This is a genomic window from Sphingomonas degradans, assembly GCF_053502645.1.
Window position 1 is genome coordinate 3,096,090 of sequence record NZ_CP177172.1, and the last position, 23,711, is coordinate 3,119,800.

The following is a 23,711-nucleotide window of genomic DNA, read 5'->3' on the forward strand; positions in this document are numbered from 1 at the left end:
CCCATGCGTCGGCTGATCCTGCTGCTGGTCGCGCTGCTCGCCTTCTCCGCGCCGGCGCATGCGCAGAAGCGCATCGCGCTGACCTTTGACGACGTGCCGCGCAGCCGGGGCGCGTTCCTGACGCCCGAAGAACGCACCGACCGGCTGATCGCCGCGTTCCGCAAGGCGCGGGTGAAGGTCGGGCTGTTCGTGAACCCCGGCCAGATCGGCGTTGAGGACGGCGTCGGCGGGGCGGAGCGGATCGCGCGCTATGTGCGCGCGGGGCATGTGATCGCCAACCATGGCTATAGCCATTTGTCGCTTTCCGCGACGCCGGTGGACACCTATCTCGCCGATCTCGACCGCGCCGAGGCGTGGTTGCAGCCGCAGCCCGGCTATCGCCCCTGGTATCGCTTCCCCTTTCTCGACGAAGGGCGCGGCGACAAGGCGAAGCGCGACGCCCTGCGCGCGGCGCTCAAGGCGCGGGGCCTCCAGAACGGCTATGTCACGGTGGACGGGTCGGACTGGAACATGGAGAGCAACACGATTCAGGCGGTGAAGGCGGGCAAGACGATCGACCGCGCCGCGCTGCGCGACCTCTATGTCGAGACGATGGTCGAGGCGGCGGAGTTCGCCGACGGCCTGGCGATCAAGACACTCGGCCGCCAGCCCGCACAGGTAATTCTGCTCCACGAAACCGATCTGGCGGCGCTGTACATCGGCGACGTGATCCGCGAATTGCGGCGGCGCGGCTGGCAGATCATTTCGCCGGATCAGGCCTATGCCGATCCGATCCACACCGCGATGCCCGACGTGCCCTCCGCACAGGGCACGCTGCTCGAGTCGATGGCCTGGGAAAAGGGCCTGCCCGCACCGCGCTGGTACGAACGCAACACGATCAAACTCGCCAACGCCCTTTTCGCGCAGCGCGTGCTGCATGAGGGGGCGGAGTGAACTGGCTACTGCCGGTTGCGCTGGTGATGAACATCAGCGCCGCGCGCGCGCAAGACGCCGAGCCGCCAAGGACGGTGAACGATGAAATCCTCGGCCCGGTTGCCGACTTCCAGGACAAAGGGCCCGCGCGCATCTGCCTGCAAGATATCGCGATAGACCTGGACACCGGAGAAACAGCGACGCTGCAATATGCAGGTATTCACGCCGCCACATTGCGCGTCGATGGCGCAGCAGGAGAACTCGTGCTGCGGCACGGCAACCACTGGGCCAATCGCCGTCGCGGAGCATTGGTCGTGGATCGAGGGGGCTGGTCTATTCTCAGATCCCGGGGAAAGGCGCTCGGTCGTTACGTGCTCTGGGCCGTCCCGGAGTACAGCGGAGGTGAAAGAGAGCCTGTCCTGTGGCTGGATGGGACCATGCTGAAGGGCGACCGTCGCGATCTTCCTATCCTGAACCGCATCACCTTTCATTCACCCACGCCCGCAAATTGCGCGCGCCGATACGCCTATGGCTGGGACATGCTGTTGGGCGACGAGCCCGTGTCGCAGCGTGCCGATGGAACGGACAAACCATGACCCAATTCGACCTCACCGACGACCAGCGTGCCATCCAGGACATGGCGCGCAAATTCACTGCCGATGCGATCACGCCCTTCGCTGCCGAATGGGACGAGAAGCACGTCTTTCCGCGTGACACGATCCGTGCCGCCGCCGCACAGGGCTTTGCCGCGATCTATGTGTCCGAGGAATCGGGCGGGATCGGGCTGGGGCGGCTCGAATCCGCGCTCATCATGGAGGCGATGGCCTATGGCTGTCCGTCCACTTCGGCGTTCATTTCGATCCACAACATGGCGGCGTGGATGGTCGATCGCTTCGGGTCGCAGGACCTGAAGGACCGGTATCTCCCCGACCTTGTCACGATGGACCGCATCGCCAGCTATTGCCTGACCGAGCCGGGATCGGGCTCCGATGCCGCCGCGCTCAAGACGCGGGCGGTGCGGGATGGCGATCACTATGTGGTGACAGGGACCAAGCAGTTCATCTCGGGCGCGGGCGCGAACGACGTGTACCTCGTCATGGTCCGCACCGGCGAGGACGGGCCGAAGGGCATTTCCTGCCTGCTCATCGAAAAGGACACGCCCGGCGTCAGCTTCGGCGCGAACGAGCGCAAGCTGGGCTGGCATTCGCAGCCGACCGCGCAGGTGATCCTGGAGGACGTCCGCGTCCCCGTCGCCAATCTGGTCGGCGCCGAGGGCGAGGGATTCCGCATCGCGATGATGGGGCTCGACGGCGGGCGGCTCAACATCGGCGCCTGTTCGCTGGGCGGGGCGCAGCGCTGCCTGGACGAAGCGATTGCCTATACCCGCGACCGCAAGCAGTTCGGCAAGGCGATCGCCGATTTCCAGAACACCCAGTTCATGCTGGCCGACATGGCGACCGAGCTGGAGGCTGCCCGCGCGCTGCTGTACCTCGCCGCCGCCAAGGTGACGGCAAACGCCCCCGACAAGACCCAGTTCGCCGCCATGGCCAAGCGTTTCGCCACCGACACCGGCAGCAGCGTGGTCGACCGCGCGCTCCAGCTCCATGGCGGCTACGGCTATCTGATGGACTATCCGATCGAACGCTTCTGGCGCGACCTGCGGGTGCATTCGATCCTGGAGGGGACCAACCAGGTGATGCGGATGATCATCGGACGCGAGCTGGTGCGCGAATGATTTTCACGCGAAGGCGCGAAGACGCGAAGAATAAGAGGTTCGCGCAGAGGCGCGGAGGCGCAGAGCGTTTCGCTTTGCCGCGCCAGCGGCCCTCCCTGCCCTTCGCGTGCCAAGCGGCAACGGTGTTTAAGGAGCGGCTGTCGCCGCCAGATAACCTGCCCCTCTGCGCCTCCGCGCCTCCGCGCGAACCACTATCTTCTTTCCTTCTCCCTCCCCGCCCCTTCGCCCCCTTCGCGTGAGAACCCAATGACCGAAGACGTCCTGATCTCCACCGAAGGCCGGGTCGGCCGCATCCGGCTCAACCGGCCAAAAGCGCTCCACGCGCTCAACACCGCGATGTGCGCGGCGATGCTCGAGGCGCTGGGCGCATGGCGCGCGGATCCCGCGATCGAGGCCGTGATCCTCGACCACGCCGAGGGGCGCGGTTTCTGCGCAGGCGGCGACATCCGCATGATCGGTGAGAGCGGCGCGGGTGACGGCGCGGCGGCACGCGAATTCTTCCGCATCGAATATCAGCTCAACCACCGGCTGTTCACTTACGCCAAGCCGGTCGTCGCGTTCATGGACGGGGTGACGATGGGCGGCGGCGTGGGCATTTCGCAGCCCGCAAAGTTCCGCGTCGCGACCGAGCACACGAAATTCGCGATGCCGGAAACCGGCATCGGCCTGTTCCCCGATGTCGGCGGCGGCTGGTATCTGGCGCACCTGCCCGGCCATATGGGCGAGTATATCGCGCTGACCGGCGCACGGCTCGACGGGGCCGAGTGCCTCGCGCTCGGCCTCGCCACCCACTTCCTCCCCGCCGCGCGGCTGGAGGAGGCCAAGGCAGCGATCCTCGCCGATCCGCAGGCGATCGCCGAAACACTGGCGGCGCTGTCCGCCCCCGCCCCCGAACCCGCGATCCTTGCGCACCGCGACGCGATCGACCGGCTGTTCGCCGCCGCGACAGTCGAGGGCATCGTCGCCGCGCTGGAAGCCGATGGCAGCGACTGGGCACGCGCGCAGCTTGCCACGCTCGCCACCAAGTCGCCCCAGGCGATGAAGGTATCGCTGCGACTCCTCCAAGACGGGCGTCACATGCCGACCTTCGAGGACGAGATGCGCCAGGAATATGCCGTCGGCACCCGCGTGGTACAGCGCCCGGACTTCCGCGAGGGGGTCCGCGCGGTTATCGTCGACAAGGACAATGCCCCCCGCTGGCAACCGCCCACGCTGGACGGCGTCAGCGATCATGTGATCGAACAGATTTTCGCCCCCCTGCCCGAGGCCGAGGCCTGGGCACCGGCCTGAGGAACAGACATGTCGTACGAAACTTTGCTGGTCGAACAACGCGGCGCGGTGACGCTCATCACGCTCAACCGGCCCCAGGCGCTCAATGCGCTCAACAGCCAGGTGCTGGCCGAGCTGATCGCCGCGCTGGAGGCATTCGACGCCGACGACAGCCAGGGCTGTGCGGTGCTGACCGGCAGCGAAAAGGCGTTCGCGGCGGGCGCCGACATCAAGGAAATGGCGTCGAAGGGCTTTGCCGACATGTACGGCGGCAATTTCTTCGCGGGCTATGATCGCGTCACCGCGACGCGCAAGCCGGTGATCGCCGCCGTTTCGGGCTATGCGCTGGGCGGCGGATGCGAGCTGGCGATGATGTGCGACTTCATCCTCGCGGCGGACAATGCCAGGTTCGGCCAGCCCGAGATCAAGCTGGCGGTCTCCCCCGGCATGGGCGGCTCGCAGCGGCTCACCCGCGCAGTGGGCAAGGCCAAGGCGATGGAAATGTGCCTGACGGGCCGGATGATGGACGCCGACGAGGCCGAGCGCGCCGGGCTGGTCAGCCGCATCCTCCCCGCCGCCGAGCTGGTCGAGGAAGCCGTCAAGACCGCGGCGCTGATCGCGGGCATGGCGCCGCTGGCGGTCAAGGCGAACAAGGAAATGGTCAACGCCGCGTACGAGACGACGCTGGCGCAGGGCGTCCAGTTCGAGCGCCGCCTGTTCCACGCGCTGTTCGGCACGGCGGACCAGAAGGAAGGCATGGCGGCGTTCGTCGAGAAGCGTCCGGGGAACTGGTCGGGGAAATAGTGAATTTCCCTCCCCCTTCTTCTGCTCCCCTCCCGCTTGCGGGAGGGGCCGGGGGAGGGCCTGACGTAGAAGAAGCGCCGCGCACGCGCGGCCCCTCCCCTAGCCCCTCCCGCAGGCGGGAGGGGGATAAGGAAGAAGACATGACTCGCATCGCATTTATCGGCCTGGGCAATATGGGCGGCGGGATGGCCGCGAACCTCGCCAAGGCGGGGCACGACGTCCGCGCCTATGACCTGTCCGTCGACGCGCTCGATCGCGCGAAAAAGGCGGGGTGCCTGCCGATGGCCAGCGCCGCCGAGACAGTGGCGGGGGCAGAGGCCGTCATCACGATGCTGCCCGCCGGCACCCATGTCGAAAGCCTCTATACCGACAGCGTGTTCGACGCCGCCGAGCCGGGGACGATCCTGATCGATTGCTCGACGATCGACGTGGAGACTGCGCGCCGCGTCGCCGAGGCCGCGCAGGTGCGCGGGCTGAGCGCCGTGGACGCTCCCGTCTCGGGCGGAATCGCTGCGGCCAATGCCGGGACGCTCACTTTCATGGTCGGGGGCAGCCAGGCGGCGTTCGACCGCGCCGAGCCGTTCCTCTCGGATATGGGCAAGACCGTGATCCACGCCGGCAGCAGCGGCGCGGGCCAGGCAGCCAAGATCTGCAACAACATGCTGCTCGGCGCCGAGATGATCGCGACCTGCGAAGCGTTCGTGCTGGCGGAAAAGCTGGGGCTCGACCTCCAGCGCTTCTACGACATCGCCTCGGTCAGCTCGGGGCAGAGCTGGTCGATGACCAGCTATTGCCCGGTCCCCGGCGTGGGGCCGGAAACCCCCGCCGACCGCGACTATCAGGGCGGGTTCGCCGCGCCGCTGATGCTCAAGGACCTGCGCCTCGCGATGGCGGCGGCGGCCAGCGTCGGCGCCGACACGCCGATGGGCGCACGGGCAGCCGAGCTGTACGAGGCGTTCGTCGCAGGCGAAGGCGCGGGCCTCGACTTTTCCGGCATCATCAAGACGCTGCGCTGAGGCCGGTCACAGCTTCACCGCCGCGTTGCCGCCATCGGCCCACAGCGCCGATCCGGTAACGAAGCTGGCCATGTCGCTGGCCAGGACCAGCGCGGCGCGGGCGATTTCCTCCGGTTCGGCGAGGCGCTTCATCGCATGGAGCCCCGCCGCCCAGGCGCGCTGGTCGACATCGCCGGCCATGTCGGTTGCGGTCCCGCCCGGCAGCAGCGCGTTGGCGCGAATGCCCTGCGCGCCGTAATCGGCGGCGATTCCCCGGACCAGCCCCATCAGCCCGGCCTTTGCCGCGGCATAGGCCGCCATGCCGGGCAGCCCCACGCTGTTGCCGACGAAGCTGCCCGTGAACACCATCGCCCCGCCCCCGCGCGCCAGCATCTCAGGGATCTGCGCACGGGCCCCCAGGAACGCGGCAGTCAGGTTGGCGGAGAGCACCGCACCCCATTCCCCCGGCTCCAGTTCGGCCAACGGGCGCATTGCCCCGACCAGCCCGGCATTGTTGAAGGCGATGTCGAGGCCCCCGAAGGTGGCCAGCGCGGCTTCCACGGCGTCGTGATGCGTCTGCGGATCGGTCACGTCGCCCGCGACCGCTAGCGCGCGCCCGCCCGCGCCGCGAATCTCATCGGCCAGCGCCGCCAGCATGTCCCCACGCCGGGCGACCAGCACCACCGCCGCGCCATTTGCCGCGAACAGCCGCGCCGCCGCGCGCCCGATACCGGCGCTCGCGCCCGTGACGATTGCGATCTTGCCTTCGATCAGCTTCATTCCTGCAACTCCGTTTGTGGAGCCGCCGGGCTAGAACAGGCGCGCGCCGCGCACGCCCCGATGCTTGCGCCCAAACGCACGCGGCCCCGCGTGCCGGAATGTTAACGGTCCGAGGCTAAGGCAAAGCCATGCGCGCCCTGATCCTGCTCCTCGCCCTCGCCACCCCCGCCGCCGCCCAGCAGCGGGCGCCCTTCGTCATCGCCGAGACGGGGCAAGGCTTCGCCCATCTCGACCAGGCCGTCACTGCGGTGCGCGACGGCACCGCCACCATCCTGATCGCGCCCGGCACCTATCGCGAATGCACGGTGCAGACCGGGGGCAAGATCACGTTCAAGGCGGTGCAACCCGGCACGGCGATCTTCGAGCGCGAAGTGTGCGAGGACAAGGCGGCGTTCGTGCTGCGCGGGCGCGGATCGGCGGTCGATGGCATCGTGTTCCGGGGATACAGCGTCCCCGACGGCAATGGCGCGGGCATCCGCATCGAGATGGGCGACCTGACCGTCACCAACGCGATGTTCCTCGACAGTCAGGAAGGCATCCTTGGCGGCGGGCACGAGACGGTCCGGCACATCACGATCGACCGCAGTACCTTTTCGGGCCTTGGCCAGTGCGAGACCGAGAATTGCAGCCATTCGATCTACCTCGCGGTCGACGGGCTGGTGACGGTCACGCGCTCGCGCTTCGAACGCGGCACCGGCGGCCATTACATCAAGCTGCGCGCGCGCCGGGTGGAGATCACCGGCAACAGCTTCGACGACAGCAAGGGGCGGAAAACCAACTATATGATCGACCTGTCCGAAGGCGGCACGGGCACGATCACCGGCAATGTCTTTGTCCAGGGGCGGGCCAAGGAAAACAGCTCGGCGCTGATCGCCGTCGCGGCGGAGGGGCGGACCTATCCGGCGACGGGGCTGCGGATCGAGGGCAACAGCGCAACGATGGCGCCGGGCGCCACGGGCAACCCCGCCTTCGTCGCCGACCTCAGCGGGCAGCAGCTGGCGCTGGGCGCGAACCAGCTGGGACCGGGCATCCGGCCGTTCGAGCGGCGGCGGTAAGGCCTTAAGCGCGAAGCGGCTCGCCTGTGATCCTGGGCCCCTGCTTTTGCAGGGGAACAAGAAGTTGCGGGATGGCGATGTTCCCCTGCGAAAGCAGGGGTCCAGGGTAGTAGGCGAGTCGATACCGGCTCCGGTCCCTGCCCGTGCAGAGAAACCGCGCCTTACTTACACGTCGTCGCCGGCCCCGCGTCCAGATCCAGGCAGCGGCCATCGACCTGCACCGGCACCGGCACGCCGATCAGCGCGGCGAGCGTGGGGGCGATGTCCACCGTTTCCACCGACAGCGGCTGCTCGAACCCGACCATTCCCTTGCGCCAGAACAGCATCGGCACGCGGCGGTCATAGTCCCAGAAGCTGCCATGCGTCGCGACATTGCCGCCACCCGTCGATGCGATCGGGGTGATGCGCGGCTTGAGCGCCACGACGAAGTCGCCGCTATGTTCGGGGACATAGGATTCGCGCGCGCGCTCCAGCATCGACCACGTCTCGGGCGGCGATTTGGGACGCGGCGTCGCGGCGATCTGGGCGCGGGTGTACACCGCCTGCACCTGCGGGTGCGCGGTATAGAGACGGATCGCCTCAGCCTGCACGGCGTCGTGCTGCGCCTTGGTCAGCTTGGGATCGATATAGATGTCGCCGAACACGCCGCCGACCAGCACCGGCCCGGCGAGCTTCAGCTTCGCGCCGACCTGCTTGCCGATGGCCGTCGCGTTCAGCGCCGGATCGACGCGCGCGGCTTCGGAAATGGCATGGTCACGGTTGCGCTCGGGCAGGTCGTGGCCGCCATGGTCGGCGGTCAGCGCGACCGCATAGTCCACGCCGGTGCGGTCGAGCACCGCGAACAGCTTGCCCAGATTCTGGTCGAGCGTCAGCAGCTGGAGGCACATCTCGCTGCCTTCGGTGCCCAGCGTGTGGCCGACATAATCGGTCGCGGAGGCGCCGACGATCAGCAGGTCGGTATGGTCGCCCTGCCCCAGCTTCATGTCGTTCGCCAGGCCCGCGCCCAGCGCCAGCACGGCTTCGTCGAACTCGGGCGAGGCGCGGAAGGCGCGGGCATCACCCGCCGCGCGGGCAAAGCGCCCGGCGCCGACGCTGCGCCCCTTGTCGAGCGCGATCGCCCGGCTGCGTGCCTGGCAGAAGGGCGGCAGGTCCATCGGCGTCTGCGCCTCGGCGATGCGCTCGGCAGTGCCGGCGTTCATCCGCGCGACCACGGCGGGCATCGCGCGCCCGGCATAGGATACGAAGGCCTTGCCGTCCCACCACCAAAGCTCGTCGACCTTGTGGCCGCCCATCATCACGGCGGCGCGATCCTTGCCCGCGACCGACACGACGCGCGATTGCGGGTCGGCGAGCTTCATCCATTCGCCCAGCGTCGGCACCTTCAGATGCTTGTCCGACACGGTATAGCGGCCCGAGCTGCTGCCGGGGACGCTTTCATCCTCGGCGCAATAGACGGTCTTGTCGTCGCGCGGCGCCTTGAAATCGATCCAGTCGTTGGCGACGATCCCGGTGCGCGACGGGTGGTCCCCGGTCAGGATAGTGGAATGGCCGGGGCACGTCTCGGTCGCGGCATGGCTCTGATAGCCCGAGGGAAAAACCGCGCCGGTCATCAGCCGCGCGATGCCGGCGGTAAACTGGCCGCGATATTCGGCGAACAGATCGGCGGAGAACTGGTCTACCGAAACGACGACGAGCAGTTTGGGGGGCTTGGCCGGCGCGGGCGCGGCGGCGGGAACGGGCGCGGCATCCTGCGCGGCGAGCGGCCCGGCGGCGAGCAGTCCCAGCGCAAGGGCGGTCGAACGAAAAACCTTCATGGCGGCAAGCTCCACTAGCGACTCCGGCGCCCGCCGCAGCGAGCATGGCGCGCCCCTACCCGGTGGCGGGTGGAGCGCGCAATTGCAGAGTTTGGGGGCGGCGCGAACCCAAGCCGCGTCGCTTGCGACTCTGGGCCCCTGCTTTCGCAGGGGAGCGGGAACAGCTGGCGCGGTTTTCCGACACCAAGGCCGTTCCCCTGCGCAAGCAGGGGCCCAGGGCCCAAAGCGCATCGCCCGCGACTCTGGCCCCCTGCCTCCGCAGGGGAGCGGGAACGGCTGGCGCGGTTCTCCCACAACAAGGCTGTTCCCCTGCGCAAGCAGGGGCCCAGGGCCCAAAGCGCATCGCCCGCGACTCTGGCCCCCTGCCTCCGCAGGGGAGCGGCGGTGCTAGACCGGGCGTTCTCAATGCCATCACCGCGTGGCTACCCACGGGATTGCCAACGCCCCCGCGCAGTCGCACAGAGCGGGGATGATCCGCTGGCTCGCTGCGCTGCTTTCCCTGGCCCTTTGGGTCGCTCCCGCCGCCGCCCAGCCGGGCGCGGGGCCGCATGTCCGCATGACGCTGGTCGCCGAAACCGCGACGCCCGCGCCGGGCAGCGAGGTGACACTGGCGATCGACGCGACGCCCCAGCCGGGCTGGCACGCCTATTGGGAAAATCCGGGCGATGCCGGGTTGTCCGCGCGTGCAGCATGGACCCTGCCCCCCGGCGCACAGGCCGGGCCGATCCGCTATCCGGTACCGCAACGGCTGACCATCGCGGGGCTGATGAACTATGTGTACGAGGGCCCCTACGCGCTACTCGTCACGCTGAAGCTGCCCGACGCCGCCCCCGGCACGGCGATCCCGGTGCGCGTAAAGCTCGACTATCTGGTGTGCACCGATTCGCTGTGTGTCCCCGAAAAGGCCGAGCTGGCGACCGAACTTCGCATCGGCACGCCCGGCGCGGAACGGCGCGCGCAGTTCGATACCTGGCGCGCAGCCATGCCCCGCCCGCTCAACGCACAGGCGCAGTTCCAGGCCGCCGACGGCCGCATCCGCATCGGCGTGCCCTATCCGGCCGCCGCTCCGCTGGCCGACGCCTATTTCTATCCGCTCACGCAAGGCGCGATCGACTATGCCGCGCCGCAGACGATCGCGCGCGACGGCGACCGGATCGTCATCGAAACCGCCGCCAAGGGCACCCCCGCTACGATCGACGGCGTGCTCGCGATCGGCAAGCAGGGCTTCACCGTCCACGCCACCCCCGGCGCCGTGGCCGCGCCTGCCGCGCCCGAGTCGGTCTGGATGGCCACGTTGATCGCGTTTCTCGGCGCGGTGCTGGGCGGGGTGATCCTCAACATCATGCCCTGTGTCTTCCCGATCCTGAGCCTCAAGGCGCTGAGCCTCGCCAAGTCCAACCATGCCGATGCCCGCCCGCGCGGCGAGGCGCTGGCCTATACTGCGGGCGTGGTGCTGGTGTGCCTGGCGCTGGGCGGCATCCTGCTGGGCCTGCGCGCAGGCGGGGCGACAGTGGGCTGGGCGTTCCAGTTGCAGGACCCGCGCGTGATCCTGTTGCTGCTGCTGCTCGTCGCCGCGATCGCCTTCAACCTCGCGGGGCTGTTCGAGATCAACGCCCCCGGCGTCGTCAATCGCGCCGCCGCGCGGGGCACCGGCGGCGCCTTTGCCACCGGCGCGCTGGCGGCGTTCATTGCGACGCCGTGCGCCGGGCCGTTCATGGCGGGTGCGCTGGGGGCGGCGCTGGTGTTGCCCTGGCCCGCCGCGCTGGCGGTGTTCGGGGGGTTGGGGCTGGGTATCGCCCTGCCCTTCCTGCTGCTCGGCTTCGTCCCCGCGCTGCGCCGTCGCCTGCCGAAGCCGGGCGCGTGGATGGCGACGCTGCGCCACATCCTGGCAGTGCCAATGTTCGCGACCGGCCTCGCGCTCGCCTGGGTGCTGGGGCAGCAGGCCGGCGTGGACGGCATGGCGACCGGCCTCGGCGCCGCGATGCTGCTCGCGCTTGGCCTGTGGTGGGGCGGTGCGCGCCAGCGGCGGGGGCGCAGCCGCGCCTGGCTGCCCGCGCTGCCGCTGGTCGTCGCCGCGCTGGCCGCCCTCGCGCTGGTCCACCCGCAGGCCGCCGAAACCGCCCGCGCAACGCCCGCCGGGACCGAGCCGTTCAGCGAGGCCCGCCTCGCCCAGCTGACCGCACAGGGGCGCCCGGTCTTCGCCTATTTCACCGCCGACTGGTGCCTGACCTGCAAGGTCAACGAAAAGGCCGTGATCGAGACGCAGGCGGTCACGCAGGCGCTGGCCGACGGCAAAGTCGCGGTGCTGGTCGGCGACTGGACCAATGGCGATCCGGCGCTGGGCCGCTTCATCGAAGCGCACAATCGCGCGGGCGTGCCGCTGTACCTGTGGTACAAGCCCGGCACCTCCGCCCCGCAAGTCCTGCCGCAGATCCTGTCGCAGTCGATGCTGGTCGATCTCGCCCGCAACTGAGGTTCGCCCAAGTCCAGTTCGGTCGCAAACAGCCTCTTGTGCGACGCAATAAAGCGTTGCAGCATGGAACTCCGCCGGGTCCTCCGGCGCTTGGGAGCCTTGATGGCATCTGACGGGGCGTTCGACGAAATCTGGGGAGAGGGTGGGCCAGACGCGCCGCGCCCCGAATTCACCGCATTGGCGCAGTGGGTGGCCGACACGCCCGCGAGCGAACTGCAACGGCGGCAGCAATCCGCCGAAGCGGCGTTCCGACAACTGGGCATCACCTTTGCCGTTTATGGCGACAGCGACGCGGCCGAACGGATCATTCCGTTCGACATCGTGCCCCGCGTGTTCCTGCAACGCGAATGGAACAAGCTGAGCGAGGGGCTGGTCCAGCGGGTTCAGGCGATCAACGCCTTCCTTGAGGACATTTATGGTGAGCGCCGCATCCTGGCCGAAGGGATCATCCCGCCCGAGCTGATCTATCACAACGAACAATTCCGCCCCGAAGTCGCCGGCATTCGCCCGCCGCACGGGGTGTGGGCGCATATCTGCGGCATCGACCTGGTCCGCACCGGGCCCGACGACTTCTATGTGCTCGAGGACAATGCGCGCACGCCCTCCGGCGTGTCGTACATGCTGGAAAACCGTGAGGCGATGATCCGGCTGTGCCCAGAGCTGTTCCGCGATTTCCACGTCGCGCCGGTGGACAGTTACCCGGACATGCTGCTCGCCACGATGCGTTCGGTCGCGCCGGGCAACAATCCGCGCCCGATGTGCGTCGTCCTCACGCCGGGGCATTTCAACTCGGCCTATTACGAACACAGCTTCCTCGCCGATTCGATGGGCGTCGAGCTGGTCGAGGCGGCCGATCTGGTGGTCGACGACGATATCGTCTGGGTCCAGACGATCGCGGGCCGAGTGAAGGTCGACGTGATCTATCGCCGGATCGACGACGATTATCTCGACCCCCTCACCTTCCGCCCGGATTCGCTGCTGGGCGTACCCGGCCTGATCGCCGCGTATCGCGCGGGCAATGTCGCGCTGGTCAACGCGCCGGGCAACGGCATTGCCGACGACAAGGCGATATACAGCTACATGCCGGAAATCGTGCGCTTCTATACGGGTGCCGAGGCGAAGCTGCCCAATGTCGAGACCTATCGCTGCCGCGAACCGCAGGCGCTGAAATATGTCCTCGATCACCTGCCCGAGCTGGTGGTCAAGCTGGTGGACGGGTCCGGCGGCTACGGGATGCTGGTCGGCCCCACCGCGACCAAGGGCCAGATCGAGGATTTTCGCGCCGCGCTGATCGCCGAGCCGCATCGCTACATCGCGCAGCCGACGCTGGCGCTGTCCACGGTGCCGACGCTGGTCGATGCGGGGCTCGCCCCGCGCCATGTCGATTTCCGCCCCTTTGTCCTGACCGGCAGCGACGGCGTGCGCGTGGTGCCCGGCGGGCTCACCCGCGTCGCGCTGCGCGAAGGATCGCTGGTGGTCAATTCCAGCCAGGGCGGCGGGACCAAGGACAGTTTCGTGCTGATGGAAAGCGACGGCACGCCGATACCGTCGCAATTCCAGACGCAGACGCTGCGGGGTGCCCAGTCCCAGCGTCAGGGAGGCTGAGCGGATGCTGATGCTCTCCCGCACCGCCGCTGCGCTCTATTGGCTCGGCCGTTATCTGGAACGCGCCGATTTCATCGCCCGGCTGGTCGAGGCGACGGTGCGGCTGGATGCGCTGTCCGCCCGCCCCGCCGGCGAGGCCGCATGGCAGAGCGCGCTGACGGTCAGCTATACCGACGAGACGTTCGCCGCGACCGGGCTGGCCGTGAACCAGGCCAATGTCGCGCGCTACCTGACGTTGGACGCCACCAACCCCGGCTCGATCGTGTCGTGCCTGGAGAAAGCGCGCAACAATGCCCGCGCCGTCCGCACTGCGCTGACGCGCGAGGCGTGGACCGCGATCAACCGCGCCTGGTGGCTGTTCCAGAACCGCGCCAGCACCGGCGGCGCCACCCAGACGCTGAACCTGGTCGAACAGGTCAAGGGCGAGACGCGCGGCTTCGAAGGCGCGATCCACCGGATGATGCGCAACGAAGCGACGTTGCTGATCCAGCTCGGCGCCGCCGTCGAGCGTGCGGACAACACCGCGCGGCTGGTGGACGTGAAATACCACATCCTCCTGCCCGCCGGCGAAAGCGTAGGCGGCGTGGTGGACCGCGACCAGTGGACGACGATCCTCCAGACCGTGTCCGCCGTCACCGCCTATCGCTGGATCTACAGCGACGGGTTGCAGCCGACCAACGTGATCGACCTGTTGCTCAGCCGCGCCGAGCTGCCGCGCAGCCTGGCCGCGTGCGTCGAGGAGGCAGTGGGGCTGCTCAGCCAGCTGGCCAAGCGCACCGGATTGCAGGGCGAGGCCGATCGCATGGCCCGCGCGCGCATGGCCCGCATCCAGAAAAGCCGCACGTCGGACATCATCGTCAGCGGCCTTCACGAATATCTGGAAGCCTTTATCGAGGACAATGCCTTGCTCGACGCCGCCATCGCCCGGCAATTCCGGTTCATCTGATGCGGATCGCGATCGAACACCGCACCCGCTATCGCTTCACCGAGCCACAGGCGCGGCTGGTCCAGGTGATGCGGCTGACCCCGTGCGACACCGCGAGCCAGACCGTGGTGAGCTGGATGGTCGGCGTCGATTGCGATGCCCGGATGCGCGATGCGGTGGACGGCTTCGGCAATGCCGTGACGATGCTCTATGCCGAAGGACCGCTCGACGCGATCGACGTGACGGTGACCGGCGAAGTGCTGACCGGCGACACCAGCGGCATCGTGCGCGGCGCACCCGAACCGCTGCCGCCGATGCTGTTCCTGCGCGAGACCCCGCGCACGGCGCCGAATGCGGCGCTGCGCGACTTCGCCGCCGATGCGACGGGTGCCGCCACGAGTCTGCTGGACCGCGTGCACCGGCTGAACGCCGCGCTGCACGCGCGCTTCCCCTGCCTGCCCGATGCGCCGGACACCGGCACCTCGGCGGCGCAGGCGTTCGCGGGCGAGGCGGCGACATCGCGCGACGTCGCCCAGATGTTCATCGCCGCCGCGCGCAGCCTGGACGTGCCGGCGCGCTATGTGTCGGGCTATCATCTGGCCGGCGGAACGCATGTCGCGCCGCATGCCTGGGCGGAGGCACATGTCGCGGGGATCGGCTGGATCGGCTTCGATTCGGTCACCGGCCTGTCGCCCGATGCGGGCTATGTCCGCGTCGCGGTGGGGCTGGACGCGGCGGGGGCGGCGTCGATCGTCGGCACCCGCATCGGCCATGGCGACGAAGCGCTCGACGTCGACCTCAACGTGGATCGGCTGGGCGGCGAGGAATAGCGCCGGCGTTCAGGCCAGTTCGCGCGCCCGCGCGGGCATCGGCATCGCGATATCGGCATCCTCGTCGGTCAGCACCGACCAGCCGTTCGGCCCCAGCACTTCCAGCGGGCGATAGCGGGTCTTGTACGCCATCCGCTCCGACCCCTTCACCCAATAGCCGAGATAGACATAGGGCAGCGCGGCAGTGCGCGAGCGCAGGATGTGGTCGAGGATGATGAAGGTGCCAAGGCCCGGGCGGCTCTCGTCATCGGCGACGAAGAAGCTGTAGATCATCGACAGCCCATCGGCCTGCTGGTCGGTGATGCACGCGCCCACCAGCCGGCCGGGCCGCCCGTCGACCGAGGGTTCGCGATACTCGAATACGAAGGAATTGACCGGCGACTGCTCGACCATGTCGGCATAATCGGTCTCGTCCATCGCCGCCATGCCGCCGCCGGGATGCCGCGCCTGCAGATAGCGATGGAGCAGCGCGAACTGTTCCTCGGTCGCCCAGGGCTTGCACGCCGTGACTTCCAGGTCGGAATGCCGCTTGAGCAGCTTGCGCTGCGACGCGTTGGGCCGAAACTGGTTGGCGACCACACGCACCGATACGCACGCCGTGCAGCCCGCGCAGCTCGGGCGATAGGCAACTGACTGACTGCGCCGGAAACCGATGCGGCCCAGCGCGTCGTTCAGTTCACCGGCATGCTGCCCCGAAAGCTCGGTAAAGATCTTCCGCTCCTGCCGCCCCGGCAGATAGGGGCAGGGGCTGGGGCTCGTCACAAAAAACCGAGGGAAACGGGAAAGTGCAGTCACCGCGTATAAGCCCCTTGTGCAAGCCCCCCCAATCGGGCCTTCGGACATGACTATGAAGCGGTCGCAGCATGATGAAAAGCCGCTTTACCACCAAAGAGAGTTAATAAAGGGATGGTTGGAAGCGTCTAGGAAAACTGCGGTTTTCTTCGCCCCGCACTGGCACATCTGCGGGAGTTCTTAACCATTGGTGCGGCGCCGAACGACACGCCCCTCGCGCGCCGAATCCACGCTGCGCTACGCATGATAGCGGAGCCGCCCGCGCGCGCAAATCCCGCGCCCGCTCGGCCTACCGCATCCCCGATTGGCTTCGTCTCGCTCAGGCCAGTTCGACCGGGCTAACTTCGTACTGCGCGCGGCGCAGCGCGGTCATCAGCCGGTCGAGATGGTCGCGCCCGCGCGTCTCGCACTCGACGTCGAGCGTCAGCCCCTTGGCGGGCAGCGTGGTGAAGATGCGCTGGTGGTACAATTCCAGGATGTTGACGCCCTGTTCCTGGAAAATCTTGGCCACGTTGAACAGCGCGCCCGGCCGGTCCTGCAACCGGATGCGCAGCCGTGCCAGCCGCCCGCCGCGCGCCAGATCGCGCAGCAGCACGTTGGCGAGCAGCCGCGTATCGATATTGCCGCCGCACAGGATCGTGCCGACGGTGCGCCCGCGAAACCGCTCCGGCTCGGTCAGCAGCGCGGCGAGGCCCGCCGCACCCGCGCCCTCGACCACGGTCTTTTCGATCTGGAGCATCAGGCTGACCGATTCCTCCAGCCGCCGCTCGCTCACCAGCACGATGTCGTCGACCAGCGCCTCGACGATCTTCGACGTGATTCCGCCGGGCTGCTTGACCGCGATACCCTCGGCCAGCGTGTCGCCGGCGCAGGGCATGTCGGTATGGTGGATATGGTTGTACATCGACGGGTACAGCTCGGCCTGCACGCCGATCACGTCGACGCTGCGCCCCTCCGACTTGGCGACCGTCGCGCTGCCCGAGATCAGCCCGCCGCCGCCGATCGGCACGACCAGCATGTCGATCGCCGGCACATCCTCCAGCATTTCCAGCGCGACCGTCCCCTGCCCGGCGATCACGCGGGGATCGTCGAACGGGTGGATGAAGGTAAAGCCGCGCTCGGCCTCCAGCTCGCGCGAATGGGCATAGGCGGCGTCATAGGTCTCGCCGTGCAGGATCACGGTCGCGCCATGGCCCTCGGTCTGGGTCACCTTGATCGTCGGCGTGCTCTTGGGCATCACGATCGTGCTGGGGATGCCCAGCCGCGTCGCGTGATAGGCCAGCCCCTGGGCGTGGTTGCCCGCCGACGCCGCGATCACGCCCTTGGCCCGCGCCGCCTCGTCCAGCAGCAACAGCGTGTTGAGCGCGCCGCGTTCCTTGTAGGCGGCGGTGAATTGCAGGTTCTCGAACTTCAGATAGACGTCCGCGCCGGTCAGCTTGGACAGCGTCCGGCTGTGCAGCGTCGGCGTCCGCACGATCGAACTGGCAATGCGCGCCTGCGCGGCACGGATGTCGTCGATCGAAACGGGAAGCGGCGCGTTCGCCGATGCTGCTTTGGTAGCCATGATGCGCCCCGCCTAGACTATCTGGCGCGGCGGGGGAACAGGCCCTATGCGCTATAGGCTATGCCCGGAATGCACCCGCTCGCCCGCCTGCTGGCCCCGCTGATTGCGGCCGCCGCGCTGTTCCTCGCTCCCGTGGCGCTGGCCGACGGGCTGGTCGACAATGTCAACGGCATGACGCTGGACGACAAGGGACAGGTGGTGCGCTTCACCGGCATCCTGTTCACCCGCGACGGCAAGATCACCCAGCTGCTCGGCCGCGAGGACAAGCGCCCGAAAAAGCCGGAGTGGAAGATCGACATGGGCGGCAAGACGCTGGTGCCCGGCATGATCGATGGCCATGGCCATTTCATGGGGCTGGGCCAGCAATTGCTGATGCTCGATCTGTCGGACACGACTTCGCTCGACGCGGCGCTGGCCAAGATCAAGGCCTATGCCGATGCGAACCCCACCAAATGGGTGCTGGGTGGCGGCTGGAACCAGGAGAAGTGGAAGCTGGGCCGCTTCCCGACCGCCGCCGAACTCGACCGCGCGGTCAGCGACCGTCCGGTGTGGCTGGAGCGGGTCGACGGTCATGCCGGCTGGGCGAACAGCCGCGCGCTGAACCTCGCCGGGATCACGCCTTCGACCAAGGAGCCCAATGGCGGCCGGATTGAACGCGACGCCAAGGGCGTGCCGCAGGGCGTGCTGGTCGACGGCGCGATGGCGCTGCTGACCAAGGCGATTCCCAACCCCACCCCGCGCGAGCGCAACTCCGCCTTTCTCGCGGCGCAGGAGCGGCTGCTGTCGCTCGGCATCACCACCACGGCCGATATGGGCACCAGTGTCGAGGACTGGCTGACCTATCGCCGGATGGGCGACATCGATCTGCTCAAGGTCCGCATCCTGGGCTATGCCGGCGGTGTTGAGGCGGCGCTGACCATCGCCGGCCAGGGCCCGACACCATGGCTGTACGGCGACAGGCTGCGGATGGGCGGGATCAAGCTCTATGCCGATGGCGCGCTGGGTTCGCGCGGGGCGTGGCTCAAGGCCGATTATGCCGATGCGCCGGGGCAGAAGGGGCTGGGCTTCCTTGCCGACGACCAGCTGCTCAACATGATGATCCGCGGAGCGATGGACAATTTCCAGATCGCCGTCCACGCGATCGGAGACCGCGCCAACAGCCAGGTGCTCGACGCGATCGAAGTCCTGTCCGACACGTACAAGGGCGATCGCCGCTGGCGGATCGAACACGCCCAGATCGTCGATCCCAAGGACCTGCCCCGCTTCGGCAAGTTCGGCACGATCGCATCGATGCAGCCGGTCCACCAGACCAGCGACCGGACGATGGCCGAAGCGCGGCTGGGGGCGGAGCGGCTGAAGGGTGCCTATGCGTGGCGCTCGATGCTCCAGAACGGGGCGAAGCTGGCGTTCGGGTCCGACTATCCGGTCGAGAGCCCCGATCCCTGGGCCGGCTGGGCCACCGCCTTCACGCGGATGGATGCCGAGGGCCAGCCGTTCGGCGGATGGCGCCCCGAAGAGGTGCTGACCCGCGAACAGGCATGGGCCGGGTTCACCACGGGTGCTGCCTATGCCGGGTTCGCCGACGAAAAGGTCGGCCGCCTCGCCCCCGGTCTCCAGGCCGATTTCCTGATCCTCGACCGCGACCCCCTGCTCGCCTCGCCCACCGATCTGCGCGGCACGCAGGTGCTGGAGACCTGGGTCGGCGGCAACCGGGCGTGGCAGCACAAATAGGCAGCCACCCAGCGCCGGTCAGTTGGAAATCCACAGCTCCAGCGTGCCGGGCTTCAGGATATCCACCTGTCGCGCCACTACGGTCGTCGCCGTCATGCCGGTCTTGGTCACGGCCTCGGCCAGCGCGCGCGCCTGCGCCTCGTCGTCAGGGCCCGCATAGCGCACTTCGTTGAGCCCGGCCGCAACGGGAGTCCGCTCGCCGCTGCCGCCTTGCACGTCCCACCCGCCCTGGCGGAGCGCGGCGTTGAGTTGCTTGACGCTGTCGCGCGTTATCAACCCGGCGAACTGGATGAAGATACGGGGCGGCGCAGTGATCGCGGAGGCCGGCGACTCGATCGCCCCACTGGCGTTCTCACCCGGCCCAGCCCCCGATTGCGTCGCGGGCACGTCCGCCGCCACTGCCGGAATCTCGCTCGGCACATCGGCGCGGGCCGTGATCTGCGCGCCGTTTGTCCGCAACAGCTCCGCCTCCACCGCCGAACACGGTATCCAGAATTTGGACAGGCACCAGGGCGGCTGGATCCAGGGCGGCCGGAAGAACACCGCGAGGAAGAACGAAAAGGTCACGCACAGGATCATCAACACCAGCACGACGCCCAGTATCTGCTTCAGCCATTTATCCTGAATCACCGAGGCAATGACCGTAAGCAACAGACCAAGCCCGATAATATAGACACCGACCAGCGCGGTGGTCCCGAAGCTGGAAAAAGACACGTCCCAGGTGCGGATCACCGTAACCGCCGCGATCACCGCCATTCCGGCGACCAGCGGTAGCGCGATCTTACGGTCTATCTTGAACAGGCGGTCCAGCGCGCCGACAGGCGACAATACCAGGCTCATTCTTTCCCCCCGGAAGATTCGCGAGAGGATGATCGCACGCAACCGTTACTTTGTCACTCGTCAACTATTGCTTGGCGGCACCTGTCGGCCCTGCGGCTTCCCCATGCAGCAAAAAGGCCGCGACGCCCATCCGGGAGCCGCAGCCTTTTCAATCCCCGCCGAAAATCGGGTTCAGGCGACCTGGGTAACCGCCTCTTCGCCGCCATCGGGCTCGCGCAGCACATAGCCGCGCCCCCAGACGGTCTCGATATAATTCTCGCCCTCGGTCGCCATGCTCAGCTTCTTGCGCAGCTTGCAGATGAAGACGTCGATGATCTTGAGCTCGGGCTCGTCCATCCCGCCATACAGGTGGTTGAGGAACATTTCCTTGGTCAGCGTCGTGCCCTTGCGGAGCGAGAGCAGCTCCAGCATCGCATATTCCTTGCCGGTCAGGTGGACGCGGGCGCTGTCGACTTCCACGGTCTTGGCGTCCAGGTTCACGGCCAGCTTGCCGGTGCGGATCACCGACTGGCTATGCCCCTTGGAACGGCGGACAACGGCGTGGATGCGCGCGATCAGCTCTTCGCGGTGGAACGGCTTGGTCACGTAATCGTCGGCGCCGAAGCCGAAGCTGCGCACCTTCGAATCCATTTCGTTGATGCCGGACAGGATCAGGACGGGCGTCTGCACGCGGGCGACGCGGACCTTCTTCAGCACGTCATAGCCGTGCATGTCGGGCAGGTTCAGGTCGAGCAGGATGATGTCGTAATCATACAGCTTGGCGAGGTCCAAGCCCTCTTCGCCGAGATCGGTCGTATAGACGTTGAACCCCTCGGCCCCCAGCATCAGCTCGATCGCCTTGGCAGTGCTAGGCTCGTCCTCGATCAGCAGCACGCGCATCGTCAGTTTCCCCTTGCCCTGCCATGCGTGTCCCGAACGAACACACATTCTGAGCGATTCATTAACCTAAGCACATCTGAAGGCAAAAGGTTAATTTCACCCTAACCCGCCCGACTCCGCGAGTCGCTCGGAAACTACGTAAGACGCAGAATCGAAAACGTTGCGGTGTCGAGACACTCTCTGCGATTAACCTTGTCAGTGGCCCGCGCCTATCCCGGCACTATACGGGAAGGCTTCCTACAGTATCGGTGGCGATCGCCTGGCCCGCGCACATCCGCTTCATCCGCTCGCTCAGGAAGTCGATCAGCGCCTCGACGCGCGCGGGCCGCAGCGTGCCCGGCGGCGTCAGCAGGTGGAGCCCCGCCGCCCCGCTCGACCAGTCGGTCAGCACCGATTCCAGCCGCCCGGCCGCGATTTCCTCGTCCACCAGGAAGCCCGGCAGGCGCGCGACGCCCAGCCCGGCGAGCAGCGCGGGGATCATCGCATCGCCATTGTCGGTGCGGATCGGCCCGTCGATGCGGACCGCCGCCTCTTCGCCGCCCGCGCGGCGGAACCGCCACAGGTCGGGATTGGCCATGTTGGTGTAGACGAAGCAGGCATGGTGGGCGAGGTCGGCGGGATGGCGCGGGCGACCCATCCGGTCGAAATAGCCCGGCGCGCCGATGACATGCGCCGTCACCGGCCCCAGCCGCCGCGCACGCAGCGAGCTGTCGGGCAGTTCGGCGATGCGGATCGCGACGTCGATGCCCTCGCCCACGATGTCGACGAATGCGTCGGACAGCCGCAGGTCGACGCGGATGCCGGGGTGCAGCGCCATGAACTCGGCGAGCACCGGCGCGAGATGGCGGATACCGAAGGTCAGCGGCGCCGCCAGCCGCACCAGCCCGGCCGGCGCGGTCGCGGATTCGAACGCCGCCTCTTCCGCCGCCTCGCCCTCGGCCAGGATGCGCTGGGCATGCTCGGCCAGCGCCCGCCCGCTGTCGGTCAGCGTCAGCCGGCGCGAGGTGCGGTGGAACAGCGTGGTACCCAGCTTCGCCTCCAGCCGGGTGATCGCCTTGGACACGGTGGCCTTGGATACCGCCAGCGCCGTCGCTGCGCCACTGAACGAGCGCTGCTCGACCACGCTCGCGAATATCGCCCAGGCTTCGAAATCAGGCAGCTTCATGCGGCACTCCCCCTCGGTTGCCCGCAACGTATATCAGGAAACGATCGGTTTCCAAGGTTTCCATTTACGTCGCAATCCAAACCCCTATCTTGGCGGCAACAGAACAAGGGAGATCCACCGTGATCGACAAACGCAGTTTCGATAGCCTGGGCGCAGCGAACCATGGCTGGCTCAACGCGAAGCACCATTTCAGCTTCGCCAACTATTATGATCCGGCCCGCATGGGCTGGGGTTCCATCCGCGTGTGGAACGACGACGAAATCGCCGCGAACAGCGGTTTCCCGCCGCATCCGCACCAGGATATGGAGATCATCACCTATGTCCGAAAGGGTGCGATCACGCATCAGGACTCGATGGGCAACAAGGGCCGCACCGTGGCCGGCGATGTCCAGGTGATGAGCGCCGGCAACGGCGTGCGCCATTCGGAGTACAATCTGGAGCCGGAGACCACTACGATCTTCCAGATCTGGATCCTGCCCCGCGAACGCGGTGGCCAGCCCAGCTGGGGCGCCAAGCCTTTCCCCAAGGGCGATCGTTCGGGCAAGTTCGTGACGCTGGCCTCGGGCTTTGCCGGGGATGACGACGCGCTGCCGATCCGCGCCGATGCCCGCGTGCTGGGCGCGACGCTGAAGGCCGGCGAGAGTGTGGAGCACATCGTCGGCGACGGACGGCATGCCTATCTCGTCCCTGCGGTGGGTTCGATCACACTTAATGGTGATCGCGTCGATGCCCGCGACGGTGCAGCATTGTCGGGCGGCACCTACACTATCATGGCGCTGGAAGATGCCGAGATCGTCCTGGTCGACGCCGAGTAATCCCGCACCCCATTCCTGTTTTCCAACCCTCCCCTCCCGCCCCGGCGGGAGGGGGACTCCTTCAAAAGGAAGCCACCATGTCCAAGATCCTGGTTCTCTATTATTCGTCCTATGGCCACCTCGCGACGATGGCCGATGCCGTGGCCGAGGGTGCGCGCAGCGCCGGCGCAACCGTCGATGTGCGCCGCGTCGCCGAGACCGCGCCGTTCGAAGTCGCGCAGGCCGCCGGTTTCCGCGTAGATGAAAGCCATCCGGTGCTCGACGACGTCAATGAACTCGCCAAATATGACGGCATCATCGTCGGCACCCCCACCCGCTTCGGCCGCATGGCCAGCCAGATGGCGGCGTTCTGGGACAAGGCCGGCGGCGTGTGGTTCCAGGGCCAGCTGAACGGCAAGGTCGGCGCGGCGTTCACGTCCACTGCCTCGCAGCATGGCGGCCAGGAAACGACGCTGTTCTCGATCCTGACCAACCTGCTCCACTTCGGCATGACGATCGTGGGCCTCGACTACGGCTTCCAGGGCCAGGCCGGCGTCGATGAAGTCAAGGGCGGCTCGCCCTATGGCGCGACGACCATCGCCGATGGCGACGGCAGCCGCCTGCCAAGCGCAGTCGAGCTGGAAGGTGCGCGTTACCAGGGCCGCCGCGTGGCCGAGCTGGCGAACAAGATCGCCGGCTGATCTCCCCGAGGCCGTCCGCTTCCCCCACGGACGGCATCGCGCGCCGCC

Annotated in this window: 21 protein-coding genes; 14 read left to right on the forward strand and 7 right to left on the reverse strand. The window is 67.7% G+C overall.

Annotated elements, in window-relative coordinates; translation table 11 throughout:
* The first annotated feature begins 3 nt into the window (after positions 1-3).
* From ACG3SL_RS14175 to mmsB, 6 genes are all read left to right on the forward strand, one after another.
* Positions 4-933 (forward strand): polysaccharide deacetylase family protein, encoded by a 930-nt coding sequence (locus ACG3SL_RS14175; RefSeq protein ID WP_448661816.1) that lies wholly within the window; start codon positions 4-6, stop codon positions 931-933.
* Positions 930-1,508, forward strand: coding sequence for a hypothetical protein (locus ACG3SL_RS14180; protein ID WP_448661817.1), 579 nt, complete (start codon positions 930-932; stop codon positions 1,506-1,508). The genes ACG3SL_RS14175 and ACG3SL_RS14180 overlap by 4 nt, the downstream gene beginning before the upstream one ends.
* Positions 1,505-2,647 carry an acyl-CoA dehydrogenase family protein gene (locus ACG3SL_RS14185; protein WP_448661818.1) on the forward strand — a complete coding sequence of 381 codons (1,143 nt, stop codon included), beginning with the start codon at positions 1,505-1,507 and terminating at the stop codon, positions 2,645-2,647. Before ACG3SL_RS14180 ends, ACG3SL_RS14185 begins: the two co-directional genes overlap by 4 nt.
* Before the next feature lie 246 nt (positions 2,648-2,893).
* Positions 2,894-3,937: an enoyl-CoA hydratase/isomerase family protein gene (locus ACG3SL_RS14190; RefSeq protein WP_448661819.1), complete on the forward strand. Its 1,044-nt coding sequence runs from the start codon at positions 2,894-2,896 to the stop codon at positions 3,935-3,937.
* Positions 3,938-3,946: 9 nt separating this feature from the next.
* Positions 3,947-4,720, forward strand: a complete 774-nt coding sequence (locus ACG3SL_RS14195) for an enoyl-CoA hydratase (RefSeq protein ID WP_448661820.1) — start codon at positions 3,947-3,949, stop codon at positions 4,718-4,720.
* 140 nt (positions 4,721-4,860) lie between these two features.
* A complete protein-coding gene (gene mmsB / locus ACG3SL_RS14200; protein WP_448661821.1) occupies positions 4,861-5,736 on the forward strand; it encodes a 3-hydroxyisobutyrate dehydrogenase in 876 nt (291 codons plus the stop codon).
* Positions 5,737-5,742: 6 nt separating this feature from the next.
* On the opposite strand, the gene ACG3SL_RS14205 is transcribed toward mmsB, so the two are convergent.
* Entirely contained in the window at positions 5,743-6,495 is a 753-nt protein-coding gene (locus ACG3SL_RS14205; protein ID WP_448661822.1) for an SDR family oxidoreductase, read from the reverse strand.
* 128 nt (positions 6,496-6,623) lie between these two features.
* On the opposite strand from ACG3SL_RS14205, the gene ACG3SL_RS14210 reads away from it, so the two are divergent.
* Positions 6,624-7,550, forward strand: a complete 927-nt coding sequence (locus ACG3SL_RS14210) for a right-handed parallel beta-helix repeat-containing protein (RefSeq protein ID WP_448661823.1) — start codon at positions 6,624-6,626, stop codon at positions 7,548-7,550.
* 161 nt (positions 7,551-7,711) lie between these two features.
* Here the strand turns inward: ACG3SL_RS14210 and ACG3SL_RS14215 are convergent, their stop codons facing one another.
* Positions 7,712-9,364 carry an alkaline phosphatase family protein gene (locus ACG3SL_RS14215; RefSeq protein WP_448661824.1) on the reverse strand — a complete coding sequence of 551 codons (1,653 nt, stop codon included), beginning with the start codon at positions 9,362-9,364 and terminating at the stop codon, positions 7,712-7,714.
* Between the two features lie 469 nt (positions 9,365-9,833).
* Between ACG3SL_RS14215 and ACG3SL_RS14220 the strand changes: the two genes are divergently transcribed.
* From ACG3SL_RS14220 to ACG3SL_RS14235, 4 genes are all read left to right on the forward strand, one after another.
* Complete coding sequence (locus ACG3SL_RS14220; protein ID WP_448661825.1) at positions 9,834-11,837, forward strand: protein-disulfide reductase DsbD family protein; 2,004 nt, start codon at positions 9,834-9,836, stop codon at positions 11,835-11,837.
* 102 nt (positions 11,838-11,939) lie between these two features.
* Positions 11,940-13,442 (forward strand): circularly permuted type 2 ATP-grasp protein, encoded by a 1,503-nt coding sequence (locus tag ACG3SL_RS14225; protein ID WP_448661826.1) that lies wholly within the window; start codon positions 11,940-11,942, stop codon positions 13,440-13,442.
* A 10-nt stretch (positions 13,443-13,452) separates the two neighbouring features.
* Positions 13,453-14,388, forward strand: coding sequence for an alpha-E domain-containing protein (locus tag ACG3SL_RS14230; protein WP_448665133.1), 936 nt, complete (start codon positions 13,453-13,455; stop codon positions 14,386-14,388).
* A complete protein-coding gene (locus tag ACG3SL_RS14235) occupies positions 14,388-15,197 on the forward strand; it encodes a transglutaminase family protein (RefSeq protein ID WP_448661827.1) in 810 nt (269 codons plus the stop codon). The genes ACG3SL_RS14230 and ACG3SL_RS14235 overlap by 1 nt, the downstream gene beginning before the upstream one ends.
* 9 nt (positions 15,198-15,206) lie before the next feature.
* On the opposite strand, the gene ACG3SL_RS14240 is transcribed toward ACG3SL_RS14235, so the two are convergent.
* Positions 15,207-15,992, reverse strand: coding sequence for an arginyltransferase (locus ACG3SL_RS14240; protein ID WP_448661828.1), 786 nt, complete (start codon positions 15,990-15,992; stop codon positions 15,207-15,209).
* Positions 15,993-16,308: 316 nt separating this feature from the next.
* Entirely contained in the window at positions 16,309-17,553 is a 1,245-nt protein-coding gene (locus tag ACG3SL_RS14245) for a threonine ammonia-lyase (protein ID WP_448661829.1), read from the reverse strand.
* 69 nt (positions 17,554-17,622) lie between these two features.
* Here ACG3SL_RS14245 and ACG3SL_RS14250 point away from each other — a divergent pair, with 69 nt between their 5' ends.
* Positions 17,623-19,284 carry an amidohydrolase gene (locus ACG3SL_RS14250; protein ID WP_448661830.1) on the forward strand — a complete coding sequence of 554 codons (1,662 nt, stop codon included), beginning with the start codon at positions 17,623-17,625 and terminating at the stop codon, positions 19,282-19,284.
* A gap of 18 nt (positions 19,285-19,302) precedes the next feature.
* Here the strand turns inward: ACG3SL_RS14250 and ACG3SL_RS14255 are convergent, their stop codons facing one another.
* From ACG3SL_RS14255 to ACG3SL_RS14265, 3 genes are all read right to left on the reverse strand, one after another.
* Entirely contained in the window at positions 19,303-20,124 is an 822-nt protein-coding gene (locus ACG3SL_RS14255) for an SPOR domain-containing protein (protein ID WP_448661831.1), read from the reverse strand.
* A gap of 171 nt (positions 20,125-20,295) precedes the next feature.
* Complete coding sequence (ctrA, locus tag ACG3SL_RS14260) at positions 20,296-21,003, reverse strand: response regulator transcription factor CtrA (RefSeq protein ID WP_448665134.1); 708 nt, start codon at positions 21,001-21,003, stop codon at positions 20,296-20,298.
* Between the two features lie 220 nt (positions 21,004-21,223).
* Positions 21,224-22,168: a LysR family transcriptional regulator gene (locus ACG3SL_RS14265; protein ID WP_448661832.1), complete on the reverse strand. Its 945-nt coding sequence runs from the start codon at positions 22,166-22,168 to the stop codon at positions 21,224-21,226.
* A gap of 119 nt (positions 22,169-22,287) precedes the next feature.
* Between ACG3SL_RS14265 and ACG3SL_RS14270 the strand changes: the two genes are divergently transcribed.
* Complete coding sequence (locus ACG3SL_RS14270; protein WP_448661834.1) at positions 22,288-22,983, forward strand: pirin family protein; 696 nt, start codon at positions 22,288-22,290, stop codon at positions 22,981-22,983.
* 77 nt (positions 22,984-23,060) lie between these two features.
* A complete protein-coding gene (wrbA, locus tag ACG3SL_RS14275) occupies positions 23,061-23,663 on the forward strand; it encodes an NAD(P)H:quinone oxidoreductase (RefSeq protein WP_448661836.1) in 603 nt (200 codons plus the stop codon).
* Positions 23,664-23,711 lie beyond the last annotated feature (48 nt).

Bases quoted from the DNA above. Each gene is read 5' to 3' on its own strand.
- ACG3SL_RS14175 (WP_448661816.1), top strand. From the start codon at position 4: ATGCGTCGGCTGATCCTGCTGCTGGTCGCGCTGCTCGCCTTCTCCGCG.
- ACG3SL_RS14215 (WP_448661824.1), bottom strand. From the start codon at position 9,364: ATGAAGGTTTTTCGTTCGACCGCCCTTGCGCTGGGACTGCTCGCCGCC.
- ACG3SL_RS14235 (WP_448661827.1), top strand. From the start codon at position 14,388: ATGCGGATCGCGATCGAACACCGCACCCGCTATCGCTTCACCGAGCCA.
- ACG3SL_RS14205 (WP_448661822.1), bottom strand. From the start codon at position 6,495: ATGAAGCTGATCGAAGGCAAGATCGCAATCGTCACGGGCGCGAGCGCC.
- mmsB (WP_448661821.1), top strand. From the start codon at position 4,861: ATGACTCGCATCGCATTTATCGGCCTGGGCAATATGGGCGGCGGGATG.
- ACG3SL_RS14210 (WP_448661823.1), top strand. From the start codon at position 6,624: ATGCGCGCCCTGATCCTGCTCCTCGCCCTCGCCACCCCCGCCGCCGCC.
- ctrA (WP_448665134.1), bottom strand. From the start codon at position 21,003: ATGCGCGTGCTGCTGATCGAGGACGAGCCTAGCACTGCCAAGGCGATC.
- ACG3SL_RS14265 (WP_448661832.1), bottom strand. From the start codon at position 22,168: ATGAAGCTGCCTGATTTCGAAGCCTGGGCGATATTCGCGAGCGTGGTC.
- wrbA (WP_448661836.1), top strand. From the start codon at position 23,061: ATGTCCAAGATCCTGGTTCTCTATTATTCGTCCTATGGCCACCTCGCG.
- ACG3SL_RS14195 (WP_448661820.1), top strand. From the start codon at position 3,947: ATGTCGTACGAAACTTTGCTGGTCGAACAACGCGGCGCGGTGACGCTC.
- ACG3SL_RS14245 (WP_448661829.1), bottom strand. From the start codon at position 17,553: ATGGCTACCAAAGCAGCATCGGCGAACGCGCCGCTTCCCGTTTCGATC.
- ACG3SL_RS14250 (WP_448661830.1), top strand. From the start codon at position 17,623: ATGCACCCGCTCGCCCGCCTGCTGGCCCCGCTGATTGCGGCCGCCGCG.
- ACG3SL_RS14190 (WP_448661819.1), top strand. From the start codon at position 2,894: ATGACCGAAGACGTCCTGATCTCCACCGAAGGCCGGGTCGGCCGCATC.
- ACG3SL_RS14220 (WP_448661825.1), top strand. From the start codon at position 9,834: ATGATCCGCTGGCTCGCTGCGCTGCTTTCCCTGGCCCTTTGGGTCGCT.
- ACG3SL_RS14225 (WP_448661826.1), top strand. From the start codon at position 11,940: ATGGCATCTGACGGGGCGTTCGACGAAATCTGGGGAGAGGGTGGGCCA.
- ACG3SL_RS14185 (WP_448661818.1), top strand. From the start codon at position 1,505: ATGACCCAATTCGACCTCACCGACGACCAGCGTGCCATCCAGGACATG.
- ACG3SL_RS14230 (WP_448665133.1), top strand. From the start codon at position 13,453: ATGCTCTCCCGCACCGCCGCTGCGCTCTATTGGCTCGGCCGTTATCTG.
- ACG3SL_RS14255 (WP_448661831.1), bottom strand. From the start codon at position 20,124: ATGAGCCTGGTATTGTCGCCTGTCGGCGCGCTGGACCGCCTGTTCAAG.